The organism is Acinetobacter sp. MF4642 (assembly GCF_002018925.1).
In the GTDB taxonomy this organism is placed as follows: domain Bacteria; phylum Pseudomonadota; class Gammaproteobacteria; order Pseudomonadales; family Moraxellaceae; genus Acinetobacter; species Acinetobacter johnsonii.
The window spans coordinates 17836-40875 of sequence record NZ_MVON01000025.1 but is presented as its reverse complement, the minus strand read 5'-3'; the positions used below and the strand labels follow the sequence as shown (position 1 = coordinate 40875).

The 23040-nt window shown below is 41.2% G+C and carries 25 protein-coding genes; 9 read left to right on the top strand and 16 right to left on the bottom strand.

The window, feature by feature from the left end; all coding sequences use genetic code 11:
- Nucleotides 1-115: IS3 family transposase (locus MF4642_RS17385; RefSeq protein WP_413772799.1), on the top strand; the 115-nt coding region annotated here is incomplete at its 5' end.
- A gap of 161 nt (nucleotides 116-276) precedes the next feature.
- Nucleotides 277-630 carry a hypothetical protein gene (locus MF4642_RS12710; protein ID WP_078426454.1) on the top strand — a complete coding sequence of 118 codons (354 nt, stop codon included), beginning with the start codon at nucleotides 277-279 and terminating at the stop codon, nucleotides 628-630.
- Nucleotides 631-711: 81 nt separating this feature from the next.
- Here MF4642_RS12710 and MF4642_RS12705 read toward each other — a convergent pair whose 3' ends face one another.
- The 8 genes from MF4642_RS12705 to acnD form a co-directional block, all read right to left on the bottom strand.
- The gene (locus MF4642_RS12705) at nucleotides 712-918 is read right to left on the bottom strand and encodes a hypothetical protein (RefSeq protein WP_078389051.1); all 207 of its coding nucleotides are present in this window, start codon (nucleotides 916-918) and stop codon (nucleotides 712-714) included.
- A 230-nt stretch (nucleotides 919-1148) separates the two neighbouring features.
- Nucleotides 1149-1724, bottom strand: a complete 576-nt coding sequence (locus tag MF4642_RS12700) for a DUF4126 domain-containing protein (protein WP_004983081.1) — start codon at nucleotides 1722-1724, stop codon at nucleotides 1149-1151.
- Nucleotides 1725-1842: 118 nt separating this feature from the next.
- On the bottom strand, nucleotides 1843-1986 hold the full coding sequence (locus tag MF4642_RS12695; protein WP_004695201.1) for a zinc ribbon-containing protein: 144 nt from the start codon (nucleotides 1984-1986) through the stop codon (nucleotides 1843-1845).
- Between the two features lie 130 nt (nucleotides 1987-2116).
- The gene (vapC, locus tag MF4642_RS12690; RefSeq protein ID WP_005400269.1) at nucleotides 2117-2536 is read right to left on the bottom strand and encodes a type II toxin-antitoxin system tRNA(fMet)-specific endonuclease VapC; all 420 of its coding nucleotides are present in this window, start codon (nucleotides 2534-2536) and stop codon (nucleotides 2117-2119) included.
- Complete coding sequence (locus tag MF4642_RS12685) at nucleotides 2536-2766, bottom strand: antitoxin (RefSeq protein ID WP_078426453.1); 231 nt, start codon at nucleotides 2764-2766, stop codon at nucleotides 2536-2538. The genes vapC and MF4642_RS12685 overlap by 1 nt, the downstream gene beginning before the upstream one ends.
- Before the next feature lie 104 nt (nucleotides 2767-2870).
- Nucleotides 2871-3404, bottom strand: a complete 534-nt coding sequence (locus MF4642_RS12680; RefSeq protein WP_078426452.1) for a hypothetical protein — start codon at nucleotides 3402-3404, stop codon at nucleotides 2871-2873.
- A gap of 102 nt (nucleotides 3405-3506) precedes the next feature.
- Nucleotides 3507-3794 (bottom strand): hypothetical protein, encoded by a 288-nt coding sequence (locus MF4642_RS12675; protein ID WP_078426451.1) that lies wholly within the window; start codon nucleotides 3792-3794, stop codon nucleotides 3507-3509.
- Between the two features lie 75 nt (nucleotides 3795-3869).
- Complete coding sequence (gene acnD, locus MF4642_RS12670; RefSeq protein ID WP_078426450.1) at nucleotides 3870-6476, bottom strand: Fe/S-dependent 2-methylisocitrate dehydratase AcnD; 2607 nt, start codon at nucleotides 6474-6476, stop codon at nucleotides 3870-3872.
- A 261-nt stretch (nucleotides 6477-6737) separates the two neighbouring features.
- On the opposite strand from acnD, the gene MF4642_RS12665 reads away from it, so the two are divergent.
- Complete coding sequence (locus MF4642_RS12665; protein WP_078426449.1) at nucleotides 6738-7460, top strand: YgfZ/GcvT domain-containing protein; 723 nt, start codon at nucleotides 6738-6740, stop codon at nucleotides 7458-7460.
- 74 nt (nucleotides 7461-7534) lie between these two features.
- On the opposite strand, the gene MF4642_RS12660 is transcribed toward MF4642_RS12665, so the two are convergent.
- Together MF4642_RS12660 and MF4642_RS12655 are read right to left on the bottom strand one after the other, a co-directional pair.
- Nucleotides 7535-8725 carry a PQQ-dependent sugar dehydrogenase gene (locus MF4642_RS12660; protein ID WP_078426448.1) on the bottom strand — a complete coding sequence of 397 codons (1191 nt, stop codon included), beginning with the start codon at nucleotides 8723-8725 and terminating at the stop codon, nucleotides 7535-7537.
- A gap of 342 nt (nucleotides 8726-9067) precedes the next feature.
- Nucleotides 9068-9313: a hypothetical protein gene (locus MF4642_RS12655; RefSeq protein WP_004695190.1), complete on the bottom strand. Its 246-nt coding sequence runs from the start codon at nucleotides 9311-9313 to the stop codon at nucleotides 9068-9070.
- Nucleotides 9314-9605: 292 nt separating this feature from the next.
- Here MF4642_RS12655 and MF4642_RS12650 point away from each other — a divergent pair, with 292 nt between their 5' ends.
- Nucleotides 9606-10412 carry a tetratricopeptide repeat protein gene (locus MF4642_RS12650; RefSeq protein WP_078426447.1) on the top strand — a complete coding sequence of 269 codons (807 nt, stop codon included), beginning with the start codon at nucleotides 9606-9608 and terminating at the stop codon, nucleotides 10410-10412.
- 40 nt (nucleotides 10413-10452) lie between these two features.
- Here the strand turns inward: MF4642_RS12650 and MF4642_RS12645 are convergent, their stop codons facing one another.
- The 3 genes from MF4642_RS12645 to MF4642_RS12635 form a co-directional block, all read right to left on the bottom strand.
- Nucleotides 10453-11376 (bottom strand): AEC family transporter, encoded by a 924-nt coding sequence (locus MF4642_RS12645; RefSeq protein WP_078426446.1) that lies wholly within the window; start codon nucleotides 11374-11376, stop codon nucleotides 10453-10455.
- 109 nt (nucleotides 11377-11485) lie between these two features.
- Nucleotides 11486-12601: an NADH:flavin oxidoreductase/NADH oxidase gene (locus tag MF4642_RS12640; RefSeq protein WP_078426445.1), complete on the bottom strand. Its 1116-nt coding sequence runs from the start codon at nucleotides 12599-12601 to the stop codon at nucleotides 11486-11488.
- 108 nt (nucleotides 12602-12709) lie between these two features.
- Entirely contained in the window at nucleotides 12710-13990 is a 1281-nt protein-coding gene (locus MF4642_RS12635) for a carbohydrate porin (protein ID WP_078426444.1), read from the bottom strand.
- A gap of 344 nt (nucleotides 13991-14334) precedes the next feature.
- Here MF4642_RS12635 and mutM point away from each other — a divergent pair, with 344 nt between their 5' ends.
- Nucleotides 14335-15189 (top strand): bifunctional DNA-formamidopyrimidine glycosylase/DNA-(apurinic or apyrimidinic site) lyase, encoded by an 855-nt coding sequence (gene mutM, locus MF4642_RS12630; protein ID WP_078426443.1) that lies wholly within the window; start codon nucleotides 14335-14337, stop codon nucleotides 15187-15189.
- Entirely contained in the window at nucleotides 15186-15470 is a 285-nt protein-coding gene (locus tag MF4642_RS12625; RefSeq protein WP_004695176.1) for a peptidylprolyl isomerase, read from the top strand. The genes mutM and MF4642_RS12625 overlap by 4 nt, the downstream gene beginning before the upstream one ends.
- 57 nt (nucleotides 15471-15527) lie before the next feature.
- Here the strand turns inward: MF4642_RS12625 and MF4642_RS12620 are convergent, their stop codons facing one another.
- The 3 genes from MF4642_RS12620 to typA form a co-directional block, all read right to left on the bottom strand.
- Nucleotides 15528-15857 carry a gamma-glutamylcyclotransferase family protein gene (locus MF4642_RS12620; RefSeq protein ID WP_078426442.1) on the bottom strand — a complete coding sequence of 110 codons (330 nt, stop codon included), beginning with the start codon at nucleotides 15855-15857 and terminating at the stop codon, nucleotides 15528-15530.
- A gap of 126 nt (nucleotides 15858-15983) precedes the next feature.
- On the bottom strand, nucleotides 15984-16418 hold the full coding sequence (gene mscL / locus MF4642_RS12615) for a large conductance mechanosensitive channel protein MscL (protein WP_078426441.1): 435 nt from the start codon (nucleotides 16416-16418) through the stop codon (nucleotides 15984-15986).
- 200 nt (nucleotides 16419-16618) lie between these two features.
- Nucleotides 16619-18457, bottom strand: a complete 1839-nt coding sequence (gene typA / locus MF4642_RS12610) for a translational GTPase TypA (protein WP_004695169.1) — start codon at nucleotides 18455-18457, stop codon at nucleotides 16619-16621.
- Between the two features lie 171 nt (nucleotides 18458-18628).
- Between typA and MF4642_RS12605 the strand changes: the two genes are divergently transcribed.
- From MF4642_RS12605 to MF4642_RS12595, 3 genes are all read left to right on the top strand, one after another.
- Nucleotides 18629-19999 (top strand): uracil-xanthine permease family protein, encoded by a 1371-nt coding sequence (locus tag MF4642_RS12605; RefSeq protein ID WP_058870215.1) that lies wholly within the window; start codon nucleotides 18629-18631, stop codon nucleotides 19997-19999.
- Between the two features lie 67 nt (nucleotides 20000-20066).
- Nucleotides 20067-21092, top strand: coding sequence for a class I SAM-dependent methyltransferase (locus tag MF4642_RS12600; protein WP_058870216.1), 1026 nt, complete (start codon nucleotides 20067-20069; stop codon nucleotides 21090-21092).
- Between the two features lie 9 nt (nucleotides 21093-21101).
- Nucleotides 21102-22565 carry an amino acid permease gene (locus MF4642_RS12595; protein WP_078426440.1) on the top strand — a complete coding sequence of 488 codons (1464 nt, stop codon included), beginning with the start codon at nucleotides 21102-21104 and terminating at the stop codon, nucleotides 22563-22565.
- Nucleotides 22566-23040 lie beyond the last annotated feature (475 nt).

The window sequence follows — 23040 nt, the reverse complement described above, 5'->3', positions numbered from 1 at the left end:
CTGGGTATATTGGTTCAATAAAAAGCGTGTACACAGTGCACTGGGTTATGTATCGCCTTTTGAGTTTGAAGCAATGTACTATGATAAGATTAACCCGTTAGGTCAGGTGGCCTAACTTAAATAAAAAAGTCTCCGACAAACCCGGTACGGTTCAGAAGTCTATTTGTAGAATGTTCTACAATTAAAAACAGATGACTGTATCCATGTCATGTTTTGATTGCTGCCGTTGAAAACTTTCGGCTAAAGTGAAGAAAGACCATTCAAATACGCTTCATCATGAAAACCAAAACTGCCCTGCTGATGCTGTGCCTTGCGCTTTCCCTCAGTGCATGCAAAGTGTTAAAAACACATATCGTCAAAGTTACTAGCTCAACCGAAGCACAGCCAAATGAAGTATTGTTAAAAACCACCAAAGGCTATGTGTACTTATCGACACAGAACATGACGGATAAACAAAAGCACATCCTAAAAAATCTGCGTCCTTTTCAGTGCTTAGAAGTTAGAACACCTGAACAGTTTGCTATGCAAAATCGAGTGGTTCGATTTTCTGACTTTAAAATTCGTGCTTTAGTCGAAGCTGACCGAGAGTGTCGAAAAATTAAGGTCACGACCCGAATTGAAATTCATTAATGTTGTAATACTTAAAAAATAGAACATCCATATCCAACAATGAAAAGCTCAGCATAATTTGCAGAGCTTTTTTGCTTTTGGCTATTTGAAACAACACTTGTCACAGCCTTCGACTTTTTCTCTGGGCCAGTTCATTCTTGCCCGTTTATAAGCCAGCTCGTAATTGGCAAAATAACCAATCAGAATTTGATCCTCCGAGCTGGGTAAGTCGGCACAGCCTAAGGATGCATTATGAATATGATGGATGCCTTTTTCACTAGGGTGTTCATTTACAATAAATTTTATCATTTACAGTTCCCCAAATAATTTTTATAAAGTTCAACTACAAACAAAACCATACAAAAAGTATGTATTTATAAAATTAAACGGATGCCGTATGAAAATCAATCATTATTTTAAAAGTGAAACTGACCTCTAAGCCATATCAAGTTAAAAGGATTGATGTCCACTAACCAAAAAATTAGCCACGCTATCTTTAAATTTAAAGACCCAACAACACCATAAGAAAACTGCTGAAACTATAAAGGTGTGCTGATACTTTCTTGTTTTTTACGTTTAAACCAACGTACGGCCCAGATCGCCAAAATAATGCCTACAATCACCACCAAGACAGGAACCAGTAGTGAAAGCACGGACAGTAAAACGGCTCCGACCCACTCCACTGTAGACACCAGTGGGTTGGCAACCCCGCCTGTCGTCGCGGTTGAAACCCCACGGACAGCAACGGTACTCATTTGCACAGCACCTGCTGTACCGCCACCGATAATGATTGCCGCTGCCCAACTGGCAAACTGCGACATTTCCCCACTACTGACTGCCATAGTGGTGAGTGTGCCTGCGACCATCGCGGCTGGCGTTGCAATGGTGTCTAAAGCGTTGTCGACCCATGGTATGTAATAGGCTGCGATTTCACAGACAGTTGCAATCGCTAATGCGATACATACCGATGGCATACTTAACCATTCAAAACCTTGCATGGGTTCGAACCATCCCATAATAGATGCAAGGCTCATGACCAAGAGTGGGACAAAGACACGAAAGCCACAGGCAGCACTTAAGCCAATGCCGATACAAAGTCCTAATATGGTTTCCATGTACTTTTCCTATATCGCCTAAGTCGGGATGTTTTTATCTTTTTTATAACTTAGCAAAAAGCCCTATCGGGTGATAGGGCTTTTCTTTTAAACAGTGGGTAACTGTTAAATCTTTGGCTTAGGCATTCTTATTGTTAAATTGATTGCCTTGGCATTTGGTACACGGGGGTAAACGATCTGTACCAATTTCTAAGTAGACGCGGTGTCCGCATTGAACACAAAAATAGAAGCCTGTTCCAGGTTTTTCGCCAGCAGTAACCATTTTTGTTCTCCATATGTTTAGAAAATGGTCTTACTAGTATATGCATTTTATGATGAATGTCTATTGATCATTTCGACAAATGATGATGGCATTTGGGCAAGAAATAATTTCCATAGAAAATCTAAACGTCTTACAAGGTGTTAGTCACCCAATTTTCGATCTGCAATCCATCGACACGCAAAAATTCTTTTTCATTATTGGTCACCATCACCCAATTATTCGCACGTGCATGCGCGGCAAGCCACAAATCATTCGCACCAATAATCTGCCCCTTGGATGAAAGATCGTGACGTATTTGCGCATAGTGGTCAGCGACATATTCATCTAACTCAACCACTTGAATCATTGAGGTTAATTCATCTATCACTTTGAGGGCTTTTTCTTTTTGCTGACTTTTCTCTGCACCAAAACGCAACTCCCCCAAAGTAATGACTGAAATTAAAATATTTCGATGTGGGAGATGTTTTTCAAAATGCTGACGGACAATTTCAGGTTGATGTTTGATGATGTAGATACAAATATTCGTATCCAATAAATATTGTGTCTGCATTAGAACTCTTCTCGTTCCTGTGGTGGTTCATCCACTCTTTCTTCTGCATAAAAGTCATTCGGCATTTGCGCTAATACTTTAAATAACCGATCTACGGTAACTGATTTTTCACGCAGAATCACTTCATCGCCACGACGGAAAATTTCGACTTCTGTACCTTCAAAGCGAAATTCTTTGGGTAAGCGAACAGCTTGACTTCGACCAGTCATAAAAACTTTTGCGGTAGTCATAAGGCTACTCCATCAGTTTTGATATATATCTTATGATAGGTATTTTTTGAGTGTTTTTCAATCAACCATCTTGAATAATTGTTGAATTCAGTTCGATTTAACTTTTATTTCAATTCATCAGGATCTTTTAAATTTAATCTAATTAGATCCCCTTTTTCCAAAGTAAGATTACTATTAGATAAATCCTTGCGTATAGCCTGATAAACTTGATCAACTGCAAACAGAATATTTTCTGAACTCTGACCTGCTATTCTTCTAAAGTTTAAATATGCTTTAATCACTTCGGGTGATGCCCATAATATTAAACCTCTATTCAATTGTACAAACTTCTTCTTTAGATCATCTGGTATTTCTGTACTTGGCATTTCTTCTTCATTAAATTTTTCAACAATTTCAAAAAACAAATTATAGACCTCAATTTTACTTGCCCTATGACTCTCTGCAATATCCCTACTTTTTGATTGCCATTGAGCATACCAAAGTCCTATAAAACCTAAAGATGCTGTAATTAAGGCCGCCCCAACACTTGGGTTTAGACTTTTGAGCCAACCTAGAAAAAAATATATAAAAATCGATAAAATAGCTAATAGTATAACTATTATAAAAATACCTAAAAATACTCGTTGTTTTTTTGTCATTAATTTTCTTCTTTAAAACTTGCTGAATACCAATATGCAACCAATGCATTAGGTCACCTAATTTTACTTCTCAAAAACATTACTAACTTCTACTAAAAGAATTTAATTTTCAAAGTATTCAACTAAATTCCTCAAAGCAATTTCATCATCTAAATAGCATTGAAAAATATTAGAAATAGTATTGATTTTTACCCGATTAAGTGCCGTTGAATAGTCAAATTTGAATCGACATTTTCCAATAGTTTTAGCATCAAAAAAAATTTGAACTTTACTTTTCGAATTAGCTATTTGATAACATCTAACTTTATCAGTTGCATCTATTCTCTGAGACTCTTTGATTCTCGCCCCCATCGCTTTTAAAAATATTGACGCTCGTTGTCCACTTAACATTTACTTCTACCATAAAAAACCCCACATAAATGTAGGGTCTTTTTACAACAATATCAATTATTTCAGCTTAAAGTCTTAAGCCACATTCCCTTCCAAGAAATCTTGCGCAAAGCGTTGTAATACACCACCCGCTTCATATACAGACACTTCTTCTTCAGTATCTAGACGACAGGTTACAGGTACCTCAATAATTTCACTCTTACCATCTTCCGTCGCACGCTCAATGACTAAAGTTAACGTCGAACGCGGCGCAATATTACCAATCACGCTATAAAGTTCAGTACCATCTAAACCTAAAGTTTTACGGTCAACACCCGCTTTAAACTCAAGCGGTAACACGCCCATACCCACTAAGTTAGTGCGGTGAATACGCTCAAAACCTTCAGCCACAATCGCTTCAACACCAGCTAGACGCACACCTTTTGCAGCCCAGTCACGGCTAGAACCCTGACCATAGTCTTTACCTGCAATGATAATCAAGGGTTGCTTACGATTCATATAAGTTTCAATCGCTTCCCACATACGCATCACTTCGCCTTCAGGCTCAACACGTGCTTTCGAACCTTGCTTGATCGTACCGTCCGCACGAACCACCATTTCATTAAACAGTTTCGGATTCGCAAAAGTTGCACGTTGTGCCGTCAAATGGTCACCACGGTGCGTTGCATACGAGTTAAAGTCTTCCTCAGGCACGCCCATTTTATGTAGATACTCACCTGCTGCTGAATCCATCATAATTGCATTCGATGGTGACAAATGATCTGTAGTGATGTTGTCAGGCAAGATTGCAAGCGGACGCATATTTGCCAGTGTACGAGGTGCAGCCAAAGCCCCTTCCCAGTACGGCGGACGGCGGATATAGGTACTTTGCGGACGCCAGTCATACAAAGGACTTGCCGCTTTCTCAGTGACACCCAAGTCAAACATTGGAATGTACACTTTACGGAACTGTTCAGGTTTTACCGCTTCTTTGACCAGCGCATCAATTTCTTCATCTGAAGGCCAGATGTCTTTGAGGTAAATTGGGTTACCGTCTTTGTCGTTTCCTAATGCATCTTTTTCAATATCAAAACGAATGGTTCCTGCAATCGCATACGCAACAACCAGCGGAGGAGATGCCAAGAACGCTTGTTTTGCATAAGGATGGATACGACCATCGAAGTTACGGTTACCTGAAAGTACCGCAGTTGCATACAGGTCACGGTCAATAATTTCTTGTTGTAATTTAGGATCTAAAGCACCTGACATACCGTTACAGGTGGTACATGCATACGCCACGATACCAAAACCGAGTTTTTCTAAATCAGTCAATACGCCTGCTTCTTCAAGATATAAAGCAGCAGCTTTAGAACCCGGTGCAAAAGAAGATTTCACCCAAGGTTTACGTGTTAAGCCCAATTCATTGGCTTTACGAGCCAACAAACCTGCTGCAACCGTATTACGTGGGTTTGATGTATTGGTACAAGAGGTAATGGCAGCAATAATCACAGCACCATCAGGCATTAAGCCATCGGTACGATTTTCAACAACACCTGCAATGCCTTTTTCTTTTAAATCAGCAGTAGATACACGTGCATGTGGGTTTGATGGACCTGCAATATTACGTGTTACTGTTGAAAGATCGAAGCGAAGTACACGTGGATATTCTGCTTGTTTCATATCCGATGCCCAAAGACCAATTTCTTTGGCATAGTTTTCAACCAGTGCAACTTGCTCAGCTTCACGACCAGTCAGGGTTAAATAATCAATCGTGTTTTGGTCAATATAGAACATTGCCGCAGTTGCGCCATATTCAGGTGTCATATTGGAAATCGTGGCACGATCACCCACTGACATGCTGTCAGCACCTTCACCAAAGAACTCAAGGTACGCACCGACAACACGTTCTTTACGTAAGAATTCAGTCAATGCTAAAACGATATCTGTTGCAGTGATCCCCGCTTGACGTTGTCCAACAAATTCAACCCCGATAATGTCTGGTAAGCGCATCCAAGAAGCTCGACCTAACATCACATTTTCAGCTTCTAAACCACCGACACCAATCGAAATGACACCGAGCGCATCGGTATGTGGCGTGTGTGAATCTGTACCGACACAAGTATCTGGGAATGCCACGCCATCACGGTTTTGCACCACTGGAGACATTTTCTCCAAGTTGATTTGGTGCATGATGCCATTCCCCGCAGGAATCACATCGACATTTTCAAAAGCGGTCTTAGTCCATTCGATGAAGTGAAAACGGTCTTCGTTACGACGGTCTTCAATAGCACGGTTTTTTTCAAAGGCATCTGGATCAAAACCACCGTATTCCACAGCAAGAGAGTGATCGACAATCAATTGTGTTGGCACCACAGGATTCACTTTAGATGGGTCACCACCTTGGTCTGCAATCGCATCACGTAAACCTGCAAGGTCAACCAATGCCGTTTGTCCAAGAATGTCATGGCACACCACACGTGCAGGATACCAAGGGAAATCGTGATCTTGTTTTGAGAAAATCAGTTCTTTTAGTGACTGCTCCAAAATAGCAGGATCACAACGACGCACTAACTGTTCAGCCAATACTTTTGAGGTGTATGGAAGTTTTGCATAAGCGCCTGGCTGAATCTGTTCAACGGCTTCTCGCACATCAAAGTATTCTAGCTGGGTGCCTTGCAGTGGTTTGCGGTGATTATTGTTCATAGCGTTCCTGCCTTTGGTGTTTCATTTTTCTTCACTGTCTTTACTAGACCATTCATCTTTGTCTGCTAGGCATACTACACTGTCGAAAACCCATTTCCCAAATCGTTTATATTTCATAAACTTAGATATAAAAATAGGGGGTTTTGAAATATTTAGTTACATTAACTTTTAAATATTTACTCTAAATATGATTTTTTCTGAAAAATAGCGGAAAATAGCCCTAATTCTTTAGTATTAGATTTTAAGGTAGGCGAGCAATTCATGAGCGATCTAGCTTTCTCCTCTTTCACTTTAATTGGTGTAGATGCACTCAAATTTTTACAAGGCCAAGTGACGGTCAACGTTGAAACTTTAGCTGAAAATACAACGCAATACACCGCCATTTGCGACTTGAAAGGCCGTATTCACTTTGGTTTGTGGCTGACAAAACGTAACCCTGAACATTTTGAAATTGTCACCACTCAAGACCAGTCGGAAGAGTTTGCCAAGCACATTAAAAAGTTTGGTGCTTTCTCTAAAATGAAACTTGAATCTATGGGTTCAGTTTTTCCAACCTTCACGCAAGACCGTACCACCTTCTCTGCTGAGCCTACAGATATTGCAGCATGGCAAGTGCAAGCCATCACCCATGGTGAAGCGTTTATCGAACAAGCGATTGAGCATGTGTTTCAACCTCAAGAGCTACGTTTACACCAACGTGAGGGCGTGCACTATGACAAAGGGTGTTACTTGGGTCAGGAAGTGATTGCACGTTTATGGTTTAAAGCCAAACCCAAAGCATGGTTGCATTTAATTCAGGGTACAGGCAGCGCGCCTGCACAAGCTGAACAGTTGAATAAAGGTATTCAAGTGGTGAATAGCGCTGCGATTGATGGCGGTTATGTCGCGTTGGTGGTGGCACGTCCTGAGTCTTTGAGTGAACTGGATGTGACAGTTTTAGACTTACCAGAACGCTTAAATGGTGATGTGGCAAGACCACAGTAAATCTTTAAATTTTATGCTGTTATGATAAATGAGCCTCTAAAACTTATTCTTGCTTTTAGGGGCTTTTTTAAAACTTAAAGTGATGAGGACTCTTTCTTCCTCACATAATAAATCACTCCACCCTTATCATCTGAAAAATAAAATGAATTTGCATCTATACGGTAAATATCCGCAGGTCGACCATTCACCTTATTCCCCACTAAAAAACCATCCATAAAGGTTTCAAGTTTTTGCCCTTTACGCATAATCACAATTTTATAGCCATGACCAATTGTGGCATCCGTAGAACCATGAAGAGCCACTAAAAAAGAGTTTTTAATGAGGTCATCCGTATTTGGATGATCAAAATAGTCAAAGCCTAGTGCTGATGAATGTGATGGGAAATAGGCATAAGGAGATGGTACATTTTTACATCCTGTTGGACGTTTAAAATTTGGATCTGCAAAAATTTTACCATTAAACGAATAACAAGATGGCCAACCATAATCTGCATCACGCTTGAGTGCATAAAAAGTTTCATCAGGTTTATGTTTACCCAAATGGTCTGCACCTTGATTGGTGGCAAATAAAAATTTACCCACCCATTTCAAACCGACGGCATTACGCAAGCCTGTGGCATAAATCTTTTGTTCCGAACTATCGGGATTCATTTCTAAAACTGTTGCTCGAACTTTTTCTTTCTCAGTACAAGCATTACAACTTGAGCCGACTGAAACATAAATTTTCCCGTTTCCACCCACGGCAATAGTTCGTGTTAGATGCCAGCCACCATATTTATAACTTAAACCATAATCAGGAAAAGTCGCTAAAACTTCAGCTTTGGCCGTGGGTTTAATTTCGCCTTGGGTAAATTTCTGTCGGGTGAGCTGATGCGTTTCAGCTAAATATAACCAATCTTGCCCTGAAGAATCGGTATAAAATTGGACTGAATTTGGATTTTTCAAACCTGTCATATAAGGAATAATTTTGCCGAATTTTCCTGTTTCAGCATTCCATTCATCCAAAATATAAACGATGCCTTTATTATTGTCGGTCAAATCGTGCATGTCTGTGACAAACATTCTACCGTCAGGTGCTTTGCTAAAAAAACGAACACGTTTTAAACCCTCAGCCGCAGGAATGATGTCGTAATTTGCTGGAAGGTTTAGAGAAAAACGCTTCCCATTTTTCAAGCTGATTTGATGAGGCACAAGATTTGGCTGCCCTGCTAAAACTGCCATTGAACCAACTAAACATATGAATAAGATTGAGAATATTTTTATCATTTTAGAGACGTCTCGATTCATCTTATGAAAAGTAACCTTCTTTTTTATATGATATAACTTGGATGATGAGCACATAGTCAAACGCTTTTGCTAGAAAATCGTATAGGCTCTTCATATACAAAATATTATTTTATATTATCTTTTAGCCTAACCACTGCAAGTGTCTTTACAGTGGGTTAAAGCCTTCATTCTCGTTCTGTGGCTATAAAAAGAACATAAAAAAGTATTGCTTTAGAACGCTATAGTAACCATCAGTCCTTGGATAAAAAAGGCTCATACAAGGACTTAAACCCTTTTAGAGCCTTATTTAATAGTTCACTCATTTACAATGAATATTAAACATCAAAAATCATGAAACAGCTTATTCATGTCTTTGCAGAGATAGTCTTTAAATGAAAAGTCTCGTGCATGTTTAGCATCAAATTTTGCGGTCACACCGTCTTTTTCAAAGATATATACACGGTCATCTTTGCTCACTAAAAACTCACCACCCAATTTCATCAATAAGGCATCAATTTTTTCACCATCTGGAATCGACTCATCGGCCAAAACTTTTAAATAATTTCGCTTAATTGACTTAATAAACATGCTGAACTCACTACTCATTTTCAGCGCTATTTAAACAGAATCTAAGCCAGAATCCTAATAAAACCCGAAGCCATCACCTACAACTACCAATAACCCATTGCACTCCTTTCCACTGTACATCACGCGGGTTGTATTGGAAAAAGATATACCGATCAACACAATCAACGAAAATTTGTAAGACCAAGACACAATTCAGATATTTACATTCACACAATTCAACTTATGATGTGAAATGACTCAAAACAAATACACACATAGATGGACTTATGTGTAAGAAAAAGGTTTATAAAACATGAAGAAAATCGTACTTGCAAGCTTAATTGCACTCACTAGCCAGCTTGCACTTGCAGCCACCACTCAAGAGACCATCAACCCCGAATTTGCCAAGATAGAGGAAATGGTCAAAGCCAACAATATGACGGGGGCATATCAGGCTTTAGAAAAACTGGCAAAGTCTGGCAACCCACAAGCCATGTATAACTTGGCTTATTTGACTCAGACTGGCCAAGGCACAGCGAAGAATGAGAAGAAAGCCATTCAGCTCTATCAAGATGCTGCAAACAAAGGCTACCCTGTTGCGCATTATGTGCTTGCGAAAAACTATGTCACGGGTACTTTAGGCTTACCTCAAGACATTAACAAAGCCAAACAACACTTTGAAGCCGCATCTAAACTAGGCTTTGATGATGCAACCGTTGAATATGCCGTGCTGTTATTTTCTGAAAATAAACCAGAGTCTGAAAAGTTAGCCCTTAAAAAACTTGAGCCTTTGGTGAAAAAAGGCAACTATCAAGCCATTCATGCACAAGCTTTATATGACATCAGCACAGGCTTTAAAAACAAACAAGAAGCACCCATTCAAAAAGGCCTCAACAGCATTCAAGACTTAGCCAAAAAAGGTTACATTCCTGCCCTGATGGCCGTAGGCAATATGTTTGCTAATGGCAATATCATTCCTCAGAACTTGCCTGAAGCGAAGAAAATTTTTACCGCTTTAGCTAAAGAAAATGTGCCACAAGCGAAAGAATCATTAGCGCAGGTTGAAACCATGATGGCGAATCAAGCTAAGTCCCCTGCAACAGCAGCAGTCAAAAAATAAATCGCTTCTTCAAAAAATACTCTCCTCGGAGAGTATTTTTTTACCACCAAATACCAATCAAGACACTGACCACCACAAAACTCAATAGCGTGCTAATCATCAGTGGAGTGAGTGCTTTTTCATTCAAACCATACACTTGCCCAAAAATTCCAAACAAAGACGGCATCGGCAAAGCCGCAATCAAGGTCCCTGCATAAATCATCTTTGGGTCCAATTCAGTCAAATAGGTCAGCCCTAAATAAACCAAGAGTGGCATACAAATATTTTTGGACACCACCAGATAAACGGTTTGTAAGTTAAACGATTGAATGGTTAGCCCGACCATTCCCCCACCAATAATAAAGAGCGCTAAAGGTGCAGCGGTCTGACCTAACATCGCAAATACTTGGTCGATTAAATGTGGAATTTGAAGTTCGAAAATCGCACAACCCATACCAATCATCACCGACAAAAACAGTGGATTTTTAAGTAGCGTGAGAAATGTGGTTTTTAAAATGGAGGCTAAATTGGCTTGTCTTTGTCGCCCTATTTCCGCCAGAGTGAGCATCAGCGGTACAAGAAATACACTTTCAATGATCACCACCAATGAAATATAAATCATCGCTTCACTTCCCATTAGCAGCGTCAAAATCGCTGCTCCCAATAACCCCGTATTGGACATGGATGCTCCCAGTGAAAAAACTGCGGCGTGGGTAAAGTGATTCTTAAACAGCTTTTGACCTAAAATAAAAGCCGTAATAAATAAGCCAAAGGTCACAGCGGCATAAACATAAAAATATGACGGATACCAAATTTCATGCAGATCTTTTGATGCTAAGGCATGCAACAATAAAGCAGGTAATGCAATTTTGATGACAAAAGCACTGATCGCGGTCATTTGCTCTTTAGCGAGCAATTGGATTTTGACAGAGGCAAAACCAAGGAAGAGTAGGAAAAATACTGGAAAAATTACCGAAAAAATCATTCAAGCTGTTCCTTTTCCAGATGATGTAAGTAAAGACCTATCCTAGGATACACCTTTACTCAGTTGAAATATTTTTAAAGCCCAATGGCGAAGCAAAATGCTTATGCGATTAGAACGCAGAAAACAAATCTTTGATCCCATGTGGCTGACACCGTAAATACTGCGGTGCAATAGAGACTTTCCCACCCAATTCTGCAGCGGCATGCCACGGCCATCGTGGGTCATACAACATGGCACGCGCCAGACCAATTGCATCTGCTTCTTGCGCTTCTAAAATATGTTCAGCCTGCTTAGCTTCTGTAATCAAGCCCACCGCAATGACTGGAATTTTCACCGCTTGTTTCACTGCATGGGCAAAAGGCACTTGATACTTGGGCTTAATCTGAATGTCTTGTTCCACGTGCAAGCCACCACTTGAAACATGAATATAAGCCGCACCGAGTTGCTCTAACGCTTTCGATAGCCCAACCGTTGAATCAATATCCCAACTTTCTGTTGCAGTCGACTCCATCCAGTCGGTCGCAGATAAACGTATACCCACGGGATAGTTTTCAGGAACAGCTTGTTTAATGGCTTGAAACACTTCTAAGGTAAATCGAATACGGTTTTCAAAACTTCCACCATATTCATCGGTACGTCGGTTCGACAGGGGTGACATAAACTGATGCAACAAATAGCCATGCGCTGCATGTAGCTCGATCAGCTCAAAACCTGCATCTACTGCGCGCACTGCTGCGCTAGCAAAATCATCGATAATGTCTTGCATCTCCTTCACACTCAAAGCATGTGGTGCATGTTCTTCAGGCTTAAAGGGGACATCACTGGCAGACACCGTTTGCCAACCATGCGGTTCATTCGGTTTGATCTGACCTTTTCCCGACCAAGGTCGGTCGGTCGATGCTTTACGTCCCGCATGTGCCAGTTGGATGGCAAAAGGCATCGGAGAGAGTATTTTGACTTTTTGAAGTAAGGCCTTCATTTGCGCACGTTGCAAATCATTCCACAGTCCTAAATCCGCAAAGCTGATCCGTCCTACCGCTTGTACGGCTGTCGCTTCAACAATACATAGACCCGCACCTGACAAAGCATAATTGGCCCATTGTTGCTCATGCCAATAGCTCAGCTCACCCGCATCATTGGCTGAGTATTGGCACATCGGCGCAATCACGATTTTATTTGTTAAGTTTAGATCCCCAAATTGAATGGGTTGAAATAATAATGGCATCACAGCTCTCCCTGTACTCACTATGATCTATAACAAATAAAGTGCCTTGCATTCAATGCTAAAAGTGCAAATCTGCTGTCAAACCTTTGCACTTTTATGGCTATCCATTTAGAAAGTAATGCGGCTTCCAAGCCCCAAGACTAATGCATTATCCACCACATGGCTTGAACCTGAGTTGATCACATACTGAATGTTGGGACGTAACATTAACCACGGCATAGCGTTATAGCTATAGTTCAGTTCAATATTGTATTCTGCGCTCGCATCATACTGTGCTTTACCCGCAGTAAATCGCTCATTCAGATGTACACGATTCACTCCCAAACCTAAAATATCCGTCGGATGCTGCTCAAATAAACCAATATATTTCAGCCCCACTTGTTGTGAGTTGTCTACTTTATTGGTGATGCGATCATGCCATGTAAAATTGGCAAAACTATGCAAACCTTGGCGCCCTGCACCCGTTGAAGTCAGTTGCTGTTCGATGGCAATCCAACCTGCAAACGTCCGATCTTCGCCCACCACACCTTTGCCATAAGCCACGTCATATTGGTTGTTTGGGTCATCTGCGGTGTTATATATTCCACCGACCCGATAGCTCCCCGCCAAACCATTGAACAGTGCTTTCGGTGCCCAAATCACTTCTACTGGAATAGTCACACCATCGGCATGTTCTGTGTCTAGACTCCAACCCTGTCCCTCGGCTTTGCCATTGCCATTATCTGGATTAAATTCGTACACCCCAATTTGCGTTGCCACTTCAGGAGTCACTTGATATTTAATGCGACCGCCCCATTGTGAAACCGGCGTATTCATCCAGATATTGCCCTGCCATTTCCCCATTTGTGCGGCACAAAAGGCATTACTGACAAAATCACAGGCCATCACATCAAAGTCAGAACCCAAACCCAGTCGCCCAACTTTGACACTGAGCCCTTGTTCTTTAAAACGCTTTTCAATCGAAAGCTCTGACAAACGGCTGTCTTGGTTTCCACGGCCATAGGTGGCTTGTACATTGGCTAATTGCGGTGCAGAAGGATCTTGTAAATCGCGAATAGAGGTACTTTGTCCTTGACGCGCAGTCGCAACAAAACGAACGGTGACCCCTTCCCAGCCGGCTAGCTTCTCTAAATCAAATTGTGTTCCTAGCCAAAACTGCGAAGCAGTACTTGGGCTTGCACCTGCATTGCGACCACCATCCGCCAAATAGTTGGTATCTGTTAAAGCATTTGCTTCAAGCTTAATGCCTTTTTGCGCCAATTCAGTTCGTTTTCCCTGCCAGTCACCAAACAAATACTGACCCTGTACATCCAACATTTGCTCCGCATGACACACTGTCGCCCAAGCACACATTGCTGTTGCAAATAAAGAGAAAGAAAACTGTCGCATAAAACCTAAGCCCCAAACTAAAATGAAGAACAATTCATTTTATTTAAATGAAAAATTTAATGAAAAGTACATAATTTTTAAACAAAGATCTCAGCAAAATTTTTATCATTAAGTCAAAAAAAAGTTATCAATATCGTCCACAGCTATAAATAGAAGATTGGATTCGGGTGATTCATAGCAGTTTTCACTCAATTCAAGAGTGTAATTTAAGGAAGATGATTCCTGATCACACTTGCACTCTAGCTCCGTACAAATGTGCTAAAGGCAAGCCTCTCGTTGAAATCACTTGCAATCTTGCGTGTACACCGCAATATTAGCCTCAAGTTTTATCAGCTCATGTTGCCATGCCAGAATTACCCGAAGTTGAAACCACCAAAGCCAGTTTAGCGCCGTTATTAGATCAACAAGTACTCAGTATTGAAGTTCGCCAGTCGAGCCTGCGCTGGCCGATTCCCGCCGATCTCAGCAAACTGGTGGGACAGCGTTTAATTCAACTCAAACGCCGTTCTAAATACATTTTGGCCGTTTTTGAACAAGACACGATGCTTTGGCATTTGGGCATGTCCGGGAGTTTCCGTATTTGTGAGGTCGGTGAAACGCTGCGTAAACACGATCATTTGATTATTCGTTTTGAAGATGTCGAGCTACGCTACCATGATCCGCGCCGCTTCGGCTGTATTTTATGGCTGGATGAATATTCGCAAACCAAGTTAATCGATACCCTTGGGCCTGAACCGCTGAGTGCTGATTTTAACGCTGAATATTTAAGTCAAAAGTTGAAAAATAAACAGGTCGGCATAAAAGTTGCAGTCATGGATAATCATGTGGTGGTTGGTGTCGGAAATATCTATGCCACAGAGAGTTTGTTTAATTTGGGCATACACCCTGCGCAAGTGGCGTCTAGTTTAACGCCCAGCCAAATTGAAAAATTGGTGGTCGAGGTTAAACGTATTTTGCAGCAGGCCATCAATTTAGGTGGTTCTACCTTGCGGGACTATTCCAATGCGATGGGTGAAAATGGTTACTTTCAACAAACCTTATTGGCTTATGGCCGAGCAGGTGAAATGTGTGTGAACTGCGAAACCACACTTGAAAACATCAAACTAGGACAGCGTGCTTCTGTATTTTGTCCCGAATGCCAACCGCTAAAAAAAGTGCAACCTAAGCCCAAAGCCACAGCTCGAGGAAAAACCAAATGAAAACTGCCATTGTTCGTCATATTTTGGTCAAAGACAAAGACCTCGCTGAACAACTGAAAAAGAAAATCCACGATGGTGCCGATTTCGCCAAAATTGCCAAGCAATACTCCACCTGTAATTCAGCTAAACGCGGTGGTGAACTGGGTGAAGTCAAAAAAGGCCAACTGGTGCCTGTGATTGATAAATTGGTCTTTAGTGCTGCTGAAAAAGTACTACATGGTCCCATCAAGAGCCAATTTGGTTTTCATTTACTAGAAATTAAATTCCGTATGGATTTTTAAAAGCTGCGCGTTGTGTGATGTGTTTAAGCCTAAACACATCACGAACACTGTATTTGATTAAGCCTCTTTCATCTCATATGTCCAAGCATCAACGCGTTCGCCAGACTCCAACGTCCCTTGTACCCTCACCCGTTGATACTGTATCCCTTCAAACTCATCCAACGCATCCCAATGTTCGGTTAATTTTTCACTGCTAAAAAAATATCCTTCAACTGCTGCTGCTTGCGGATCTAAAACAATGGCGAATAAGCCTTTGTCGGGTCCCCAATCTAAAATATGCACCACGCCATGCACATAGCCTTTTTGCCATGTTCCACCTATACGCTCTAAAAGATGGGCATTTTCATGATTTGGACGGAGCGTCCCGTAGACAAATAATTGGTTCATTCGGCATCACCACAGCTATTCAATCAGCGCGCATCATAAAGTCAAAATTGTACAAAAACCAGTCTTTCGATAAGTCTCAGACATAAAAAACGGCACTTGATGTGCCGTTTTATTTTAACCGTTCGATTACTGACGTTTTTTCAATTCATCACGAATTTCACGTAGCAACGCGATATCTTCTGGCGTTGCTGCTGGTTCTGGCGCTACTTCTTCTTGTTTACGGCGCATACGATTAATCATTTTCACCATTAAGAACACCACCCATGCCAAAATGATGAAATTAATTAAAATCGTAAGGAAGTTACCATAAGTCAGGACGTTCACCCCAGCTTTGGTCAACTCATCTAAAGACTGTAAATTGTTTGGGTTATCCCCTAAAACAAAGAATTTCTGTGTGAAATCTACACCTCCACCAGTCACAACCGTGATCAATGGCATAATGATGTCTTTCACCAAGGAATCGACAATTTTACCAAATGCACCACCGATGATTACACCGACAGCCAAATCAATCATGTTGCCTTTTACCGCAAATTCGCGGAACTCTTGAACAATACTCATCTAAATCTCCAGTTATTTTTTGACTTTAATTTATGTGACGAAGTATACATTAATTTTATAGCTTCATTTCCACGTAATTTACTCGGAAATCATCTGCTTTTATATATTGGTTTGCTAATTTTAAACAAAAAAATGCCATCAATAAATTGATGGCATTTTTAAATGTCGCGGCCCCGATGGGGCAACATCATTTTTAAAACTTATTTACCAGAACGGTTACGTTTACGTTCGTTTTCAGTCAAGTAACGCTTACGGATACGGATTGACTTAGGTGTTACTTCAACTAATTCATCATCTTCAATGAATTCAAGCGCTTGTTCAAGCGTATATTCAACAGCAGGAACAAGAGTCAACGCATCATCAGTACCAGAAGCACGTACGTTTGTTAACTGTTTTGCTTTAGTTGGGTTAACTGTCATGTCATCTGAACGAGAGTTAATACCAATGATCATACCTTCGTAAACTTCTAACTGAGGTTTAGCAAATAGACGACCACGGTCCTGCAATGTGAACAATGCATAGCCAAGGCAAGTACCTTGAACCATAGAAATCAACACACCGTTTTGACGTTTCGCAACAGTACCTTGTTTCATTGGACCGTAATGCGAGAAGCTTGAAGTCATGATTCCTGTACCAGAAGTCATGGTCAAGAATTCAGAGCGGAAACCAATTAAGCCACGTGAAGGAACAGTTGCTTCAATACGGATACGGCCTTTACCGTCAACTTCCATATTCGTCATTTCGCCTTTACGGTGACCCATTTGTTCCATTACAGAACCTTGGTGCTGTTCTTCAACGTCAAATGTTACGTTTTCGTATGGCTCTTGCTTTTCGCCATCAACTTCTTTCAAGATTACTTGTGGGCGAGATACGCCCATCTCGAAGCCTTCACGACGCATGTTTTCAATAAGAACTGAAAGGTGAAGTTCACCACGACCAGATACTTTGAAACGGTCTGGACTATCAGTGTCTTCAACACGTAACGCTACGTTATGAATTAATTCACGATCTAAACGCTCACGGATGTTACGTGAAGTTACGAACTTACCTTCTTTACCAGCAAACGGTGAGTTGTTTACTTGGAAAGTCATCGTTACTGTAGGTTCATCTACAGACAATGGTGGTAAAGCTTCAACATTTTTCGGATCACAAATTGTGTCAGAGATATGAAGTTCATCAATACCTGTGATACATACGATATCGCCTGCTTGAGCAGAATCAACATCAACACGTTCTAAACCGTGGTAACCCATGATTTTTAAGATACGACCGTTACGAGTCTTACCTTCTTTGTCAATTACAGTAACTTGAGTGTTCAGACCAACTGAACCACGTTGAATACGACCAACACCGATAACACCTACGAAGCTGTTATAGTCAAGTGAAGAAATCTGCATTTGGAATGGACCATCAACATCAACTGCTGGTGGCTCAACAATGTCTACGATAGTTTGGAACAATGGAGTCATATCTTCAGCAAGTTCTTCTGGAGATGGACCAGCAACACCACGAAGACCTGAAGCGTAAACAACTGGGAAGTCTAACTGTTCGTCAGAACCACCAAGGTTATCAAACAAATCAAATACTTGGTCAATAACCCAATCTGGACGCGCGCTTGGCTTGTCGACTTTGTTGATAATTACGATTGGCTTCAAACCACGTGCGAACGCTTTTTGCGTTACGAAACGAGTTTGTGGCATTGGACCTTCTTGAGAGTCAACAAGAAGAAGTACACAGTCAACCATCGACATTACACGTTCAACTTCACCACCGAAGTCCGCGTGTCCTGGGGTGTCGACGATGTTAATACGGTATTCTGTATTGGTACGTGCATCTAACCATTTGATTGCAGTGTTTTTTGCAAGAATGGTAATACCACGTTCACTTTCAATCGCGCCTGAATCCATGACACGCTCAATCTCACCTGCACGATCGCCAAGTGCACCTGATTGCTGTAAAAGTTTGTCTACTAGAGTGGTTTTACCGTGGTCAACGTGCGCAATGATGGCAATGTTGCGGAGAGTTTTGATATCTGACATGTAAATTCGATACGCCTAAAGTTTGAGGGCAAATTATACAGAAAAATAATAGAATTTAGTAGTGACAGTTTATTGACAGACTCATTTTTTTTGATAAGTGGTGTGTAATTAATTTTGTAAAGCTGTGTAAAGCGATTAGAATAGCGCCACCTTGCTAACACCCTTTGACATATGTCTGATCAGAAACTCTCTCCCAATCAAACAGATCAACTCGATTTGGTCTATGGTTTAAACGACCGCCCTCGCCCAATCATTGCTTTTCTTGCTGCCTTTCAACATCTCCTTGCAATTATTGTCCCAATTGTTACTCCGGGCTTACTCATCTGTCTAGCGCTTGGTGTATCGAAAGAAGACACCAACATGATTTTATCCATGTCTTTGGTCATTTCAGGGATTGCAACCTTCTTACAATGTAAAAAAGTTGGACCTTTTGGTGCAGGCTTATTAATTGTTCAGGGCACCAGTTTTAACTTTATCGGCCCGATTATTGGAATTGGCTCTGCCATGGTTGCTGCAGGTACTCCTGTAGAATCCGTCATGGCTGCAATTTTTGGTGTGGTAATCGCAGGTTCATTTATTGAAATGGGCGTGTCACGTATTCTGCCGTGGGTGAAAATGCTCATTACCCCATTGGTAACAGGCATTGTGGTGTTATTGATTGGTTTGACTCTCATTAAAGAAGGTCTGATCAGCATGGGTGGTGGCTATCAAGCCATGTCAAACAATACCTTTGCCAATGCAGACAACTTAATCATGTCCTGTACAGTACTGGCACTGATCATTATATTGAACCGTATTCGCATTACTTGGGTAAAAAGTTCGGCTATTTTAATCGCACTGATTGTCGGTTATGTGTTGGCAGGCTTTATGGGGCATCTCGACTTTTCAGGTCTTCAGGATGCACCTCTGGTTCAAATTCCAACCCCAATGCACTTTGGTTTAGACTTCTCTTGGAGTTTGTTTATTCCAATGGCCTTTATTTACCTTGTGACCTCTTTAGAGGCGATTGGTGATATTACGGCAACCTCTAAACTCTCGAACCAACCTGTCGATGGTGCAACATGGATGGAGCGTATTAAAGGTGGTGTCTTGGTGAATGGTGCAAACTCTTTCCTTGCGGGTATTTTCAACACCTTCCCTAGCTCGGTCTTTGCACAAAACAATGGCGTAATTCAACTCACTGGCGTTGCGAGCCGTTATGTCGGCATCTGGATTGCCGCATTATTGGTGATTCTAGGTTTACTCCCTGCTGTTGCAGGTGTGATTCAGGCAGTGCCTCAAGCTGTTTTAGGCGGCGCTGTGATGGTGATGTTTGGAGCTGTAGCAGCTTCTGGAATTAACATTCTGTCAGGTATTCATCTTGACCGCCGCGCACTACTGATTATTGCCATTTCATTGGCACTCGGTTTAGGTGTTGCACAAGTTCCACAAATTTTGGAACACTTACCTGAATTATTCCGTAACATCTTCAGTTCAGGTGTTGCGACAGGTGGTATTGCAGCTTTGTTATTAAATATTATTCTTCCTGAAACGAAGAAATAATTGTTCATTTCAGTATGCACTTTGCCCAGCACTGTCTGGGCATCGTTTTTACAATGGAGTATATAAAATGGATCCACGAAGTGAAGTTGTTCTTCGCCAGCAAGAATTTCTCTCTGGTTCAGTTTTACTGGTCAATGCACCGTGTGACGAATTAAATACACAGCTGATTGGTGCTGTAGAGCCACATTTTTGGACATGGAATTTTAACGAATTACAATATTTCCAAAACCAACAAAGTGATGTGCATTTTGGTACAGATTTACCTGATGTCGCTTTTGATCAAGCCATCGTGTTTGTTCCAAAGTCAAAAGAACTACTCAATTATGTCCTACACCAACTGGTGAGTCGTTTGGCCGTAGGCGCATCGATCTTTTTAGTCGGTGAAAAGAAAGGCGGTGTAGAACGCGCGTCTAAACAGCTGCAACCTTTTGGTAAAACCCTCAAATTAGACAGCGCTCGACATTGTCAAATGTGGCAGTTAGTCACCGAAAAAACCGTAACCGCAAAACCTTTGGCCGATTGGGCACAACTCTATACCGTGCCCACCCCGAAAGGTGAATTACAGATTTGCGCATTACCGGGTGTGTTTAGTCAAAATCGTCTGGATGTGGGTACAGCCGTGTTATTGCCTCACCTTTCACAGGTCACTTCTGGAAAAATTGCAGACTTTGGCTGTGGTGCAGGCGTGATCAGTGCTTATTTGGCCAAGTTAAATCCGAAAAATCGCATTTTTGCACTGGATGTCGATGCCTTTGCACTCGCTTCAACAAAAATGACTTTTGAGAAAAATAACCTTTTGCCAGAACAACTTGAGATTAAAGCGGTACACGGAATTGAGGATGCCCCTCTGTTTTTACACGCAATCGTCAGCAATCCCCCATTCCATCAAGGCATTCATACAGATTACAATGCCAGCGAAAATTTATGCAAAACATCCCGTCGCCATCTTAAATCGGATGGCGAGTTGTGGATTGTTGCCAACCGCTTTCTGAATTATCCATTACTCATTGAGCAAAGTTTTGGCCAATGTACAACCAAAGCCGATCAACAAGGCTTTAAAGTGCTGTTTGCCAGCACACAAAAGAAATCTTAAGGAACAATGATGAGCGAAACGACTCAACCAGCTCAACTCAAGCGGAAGCTTGGAGCTCGCCATCTGAATATGATCGCCATTGGTGGTTCAATTGGTACAGGTTTATTCCTTGCCTCAGGTGCAACCATTGCAAATGCTGGCCCTGGCGGGGCGTTATTGGCCTACTGCTTAATTGGTGTGATGATTTACTTTCTCATGACCAGTCTGGGTGAGTTGGCAACACACAACCCAACATCGGGTGCATTTTTCACCTATGGCACCAAGTATGTTGAAGGCGGTTTTGGTTTCGCCCTTGGCTGGAACTATTGGTATAACTGGGCCATTACGGTTGCATTTGAATTGGTTGCAGTTCAATTCATCATGAAATTCTGGTTTCCCGACCTGCCCGGTTTCTACTGGAGTGCTCTCTTCTTAGCTGTTGTCTTTGGGATCAATGCACTGACAGTCAAAGGCTTTGGTGAAAGTGAATTCTTCTTTTCCTTAGTCAAAGTCCTTGCCATTATTGTGTTTATCATCATTGGTATTTTCATGATTGCTAAAATCATGATGACGCCTGGTGTCGCAACTTTTGCCAACTGGACTAAAGATGAAGCACCCTTCGTTGGCGGCTTATCTGCACTGATTGGTGTCGCGATGATTGCAGGATTCTCGTTCCAAGGTACTGAGATGGTCGGTGTTGCTGCAGGTGAATCGAAAGATCCACAAAAGACGATTCCGATTGCCATCAAACAGATTTTTTGGCGCATCCTACTGTTTTATGTGGTGTGTATTTTCATTATCGGTACACTCATTTCATATGATGATCCACTTTTGTTACAAGCGGCTTCATCAGAGAATATTGCACTCTCTCCATTTACCCTCCTCTATGAAAAAGCAGGTTTTGCCTTTGCTGCCAGCGTGATGAATGCTGTGATTTTAACCGCGATTCTATCGGCAGGTAACTCAGGGATGTATTCATCGACGCGCATGCTGTTTAATATGGCCCAAAATGGCAGTGCACCTAAAGTGTTTGCCAAATTAGACCCTCGCGGCGTACCCATGAATGCGCTTTATGCGACAACAGCAATTGCTGCTCTCTGTTTCTTAACTACTTTCATTGGCGAAGAACAAGTCTTCAACTGGTTGCTTAACATGTCGGGTATGTGTGGCTTTATTGTTTGGTTAGGAATTGCTGTTTCACACTATCGTTTCCGTAAAGGCTATGTTGCCCAAGGTCATAAGGTTGAAGACTTAGCTTATCGTGCGAAATTCTTCCCTTTTGCACCGTGGTTTGCCTTTATTCTGTGTGCAATTGTTGTTTTAGGTCAAAACTACCAAGCAGTACTTGATGGCGAATGGCTCTCTGTTTTATCGACCTATATCGGTATTTTCTTATTCTTGGCGATTTGGCTCGGCTATAAATGGAAATACAAAACCAAACTGGTTTCTTACCAAGAAATGGATGTCAGTCCAATGAATCCTGATCGCGAATAAAAACCATTCATAATAAAAGACAGCCTTCGGGCTGTCTTTTATTACCCTCATTTCATTTTTTATTCTTTCATTCAAAACATAATACATTAATTAATAAAGAAATTTTCAATAAGGCAGTCCAATTATTGACGTCACATAAAAGCGATACACATGATTCGGATCTAGCCTAAAATTAGTTAATATTCTGCAACCTGCATCCGTTCACTTATGCGATAAACAATTGACATACTTAGGCATTAAAAAGGACATACTTGATTTAGCTCCCTCCCTATTCGCACTGCCATAACCAAATGTTACGGATCATTGAGTACTGATCTCTATCTAATTTTTAGACAGAAAATAAAGTAACTTCAAATTATCCCAAGCTAGAAATGTTATCTCGATGGCAAACAAATCCCTGTAAAACCAGATAACTAAAAATATCCATTCATTCTAAAGGCAAAGTTATTATCAATGTCGTGAAGCATGAGTGACT

What these genes read in the sequence shown, in the direction of transcription:
- mutM (WP_078426443.1), top strand. Translation starts at nt 14,335, where the DNA reads ATGCCAGAATTACCCGAAGTTGAAACCACCAAAGCCAGTTTAGCGCCG.
- MF4642_RS12620 (WP_078426442.1), bottom strand. Translation starts at nt 15,857, where the DNA reads ATGAACCAATTATTTGTCTACGGGACGCTCCGTCCAAATCATGAAAAT.
- MF4642_RS12640 (WP_078426445.1), bottom strand. Translation starts at nt 12,601, where the DNA reads ATGCCATTATTATTTCAACCCATTCAATTTGGGGATCTAAACTTAACA.
- MF4642_RS12650 (WP_078426447.1), top strand. Translation starts at nt 9,606, where the DNA reads ATGAAGAAAATCGTACTTGCAAGCTTAATTGCACTCACTAGCCAGCTT.
- MF4642_RS12655 (WP_004695190.1), bottom strand. Translation starts at nt 9,313, where the DNA reads ATGTTTATTAAGTCAATTAAGCGAAATTATTTAAAAGTTTTGGCCGAT.
- MF4642_RS12685 (WP_078426453.1), bottom strand. Translation starts at nt 2,766, where the DNA reads ATGACTACCGCAAAAGTTTTTATGACTGGTCGAAGTCAAGCTGTTCGC.
- MF4642_RS12600 (WP_058870216.1), top strand. Translation starts at nt 20,067, where the DNA reads ATGGATCCACGAAGTGAAGTTGTTCTTCGCCAGCAAGAATTTCTCTCT.
- MF4642_RS12635 (WP_078426444.1), bottom strand. Translation starts at nt 13,990, where the DNA reads ATGCGACAGTTTTCTTTCTCTTTATTTGCAACAGCAATGTGTGCTTGG.
- mscL (WP_078426441.1), bottom strand. Translation starts at nt 16,418, where the DNA reads ATGAGTATTGTTCAAGAGTTCCGCGAATTTGCGGTAAAAGGCAACATG.
- MF4642_RS12675 (WP_078426451.1), bottom strand. Translation starts at nt 3,794, where the DNA reads ATGTTAAGTGGACAACGAGCGTCAATATTTTTAAAAGCGATGGGGGCG.
- MF4642_RS12705 (WP_078389051.1), bottom strand. Translation starts at nt 918, where the DNA reads ATGATAAAATTTATTGTAAATGAACACCCTAGTGAAAAAGGCATCCAT.
- MF4642_RS12665 (WP_078426449.1), top strand. Translation starts at nt 6,738, where the DNA reads ATGAGCGATCTAGCTTTCTCCTCTTTCACTTTAATTGGTGTAGATGCA.
- MF4642_RS12645 (WP_078426446.1), bottom strand. Translation starts at nt 11,376, where the DNA reads ATGATTTTTTCGGTAATTTTTCCAGTATTTTTCCTACTCTTCCTTGGT.
- MF4642_RS12660 (WP_078426448.1), bottom strand. Translation starts at nt 8,725, where the DNA reads ATGATAAAAATATTCTCAATCTTATTCATATGTTTAGTTGGTTCAATG.
- MF4642_RS12680 (WP_078426452.1), bottom strand. Translation starts at nt 3,404, where the DNA reads ATGACAAAAAAACAACGAGTATTTTTAGGTATTTTTATAATAGTTATA.
- typA (WP_004695169.1), bottom strand. Translation starts at nt 18,457, where the DNA reads ATGTCAGATATCAAAACTCTCCGCAACATTGCCATCATTGCGCACGTT.
- MF4642_RS12700 (WP_004983081.1), bottom strand. Translation starts at nt 1,724, where the DNA reads ATGGAAACCATATTAGGACTTTGTATCGGCATTGGCTTAAGTGCTGCC.
- MF4642_RS12625 (WP_004695176.1), top strand. Translation starts at nt 15,186, where the DNA reads ATGAAAACTGCCATTGTTCGTCATATTTTGGTCAAAGACAAAGACCTC.
- acnD (WP_078426450.1), bottom strand. Translation starts at nt 6,476, where the DNA reads ATGAACAATAATCACCGCAAACCACTGCAAGGCACCCAGCTAGAATAC.
- MF4642_RS12605 (WP_058870215.1), top strand. Translation starts at nt 18,629, where the DNA reads ATGTCTGATCAGAAACTCTCTCCCAATCAAACAGATCAACTCGATTTG.
- MF4642_RS12595 (WP_078426440.1), top strand. Translation starts at nt 21,102, where the DNA reads ATGAGCGAAACGACTCAACCAGCTCAACTCAAGCGGAAGCTTGGAGCT.
- vapC (WP_005400269.1), bottom strand. Translation starts at nt 2,536, where the DNA reads ATGCAGACACAATATTTATTGGATACGAATATTTGTATCTACATCATC.
- MF4642_RS12710 (WP_078426454.1), top strand. Translation starts at nt 277, where the DNA reads ATGAAAACCAAAACTGCCCTGCTGATGCTGTGCCTTGCGCTTTCCCTC.
- MF4642_RS12695 (WP_004695201.1), bottom strand. Translation starts at nt 1,986, where the DNA reads ATGGTTACTGCTGGCGAAAAACCTGGAACAGGCTTCTATTTTTGTGTT.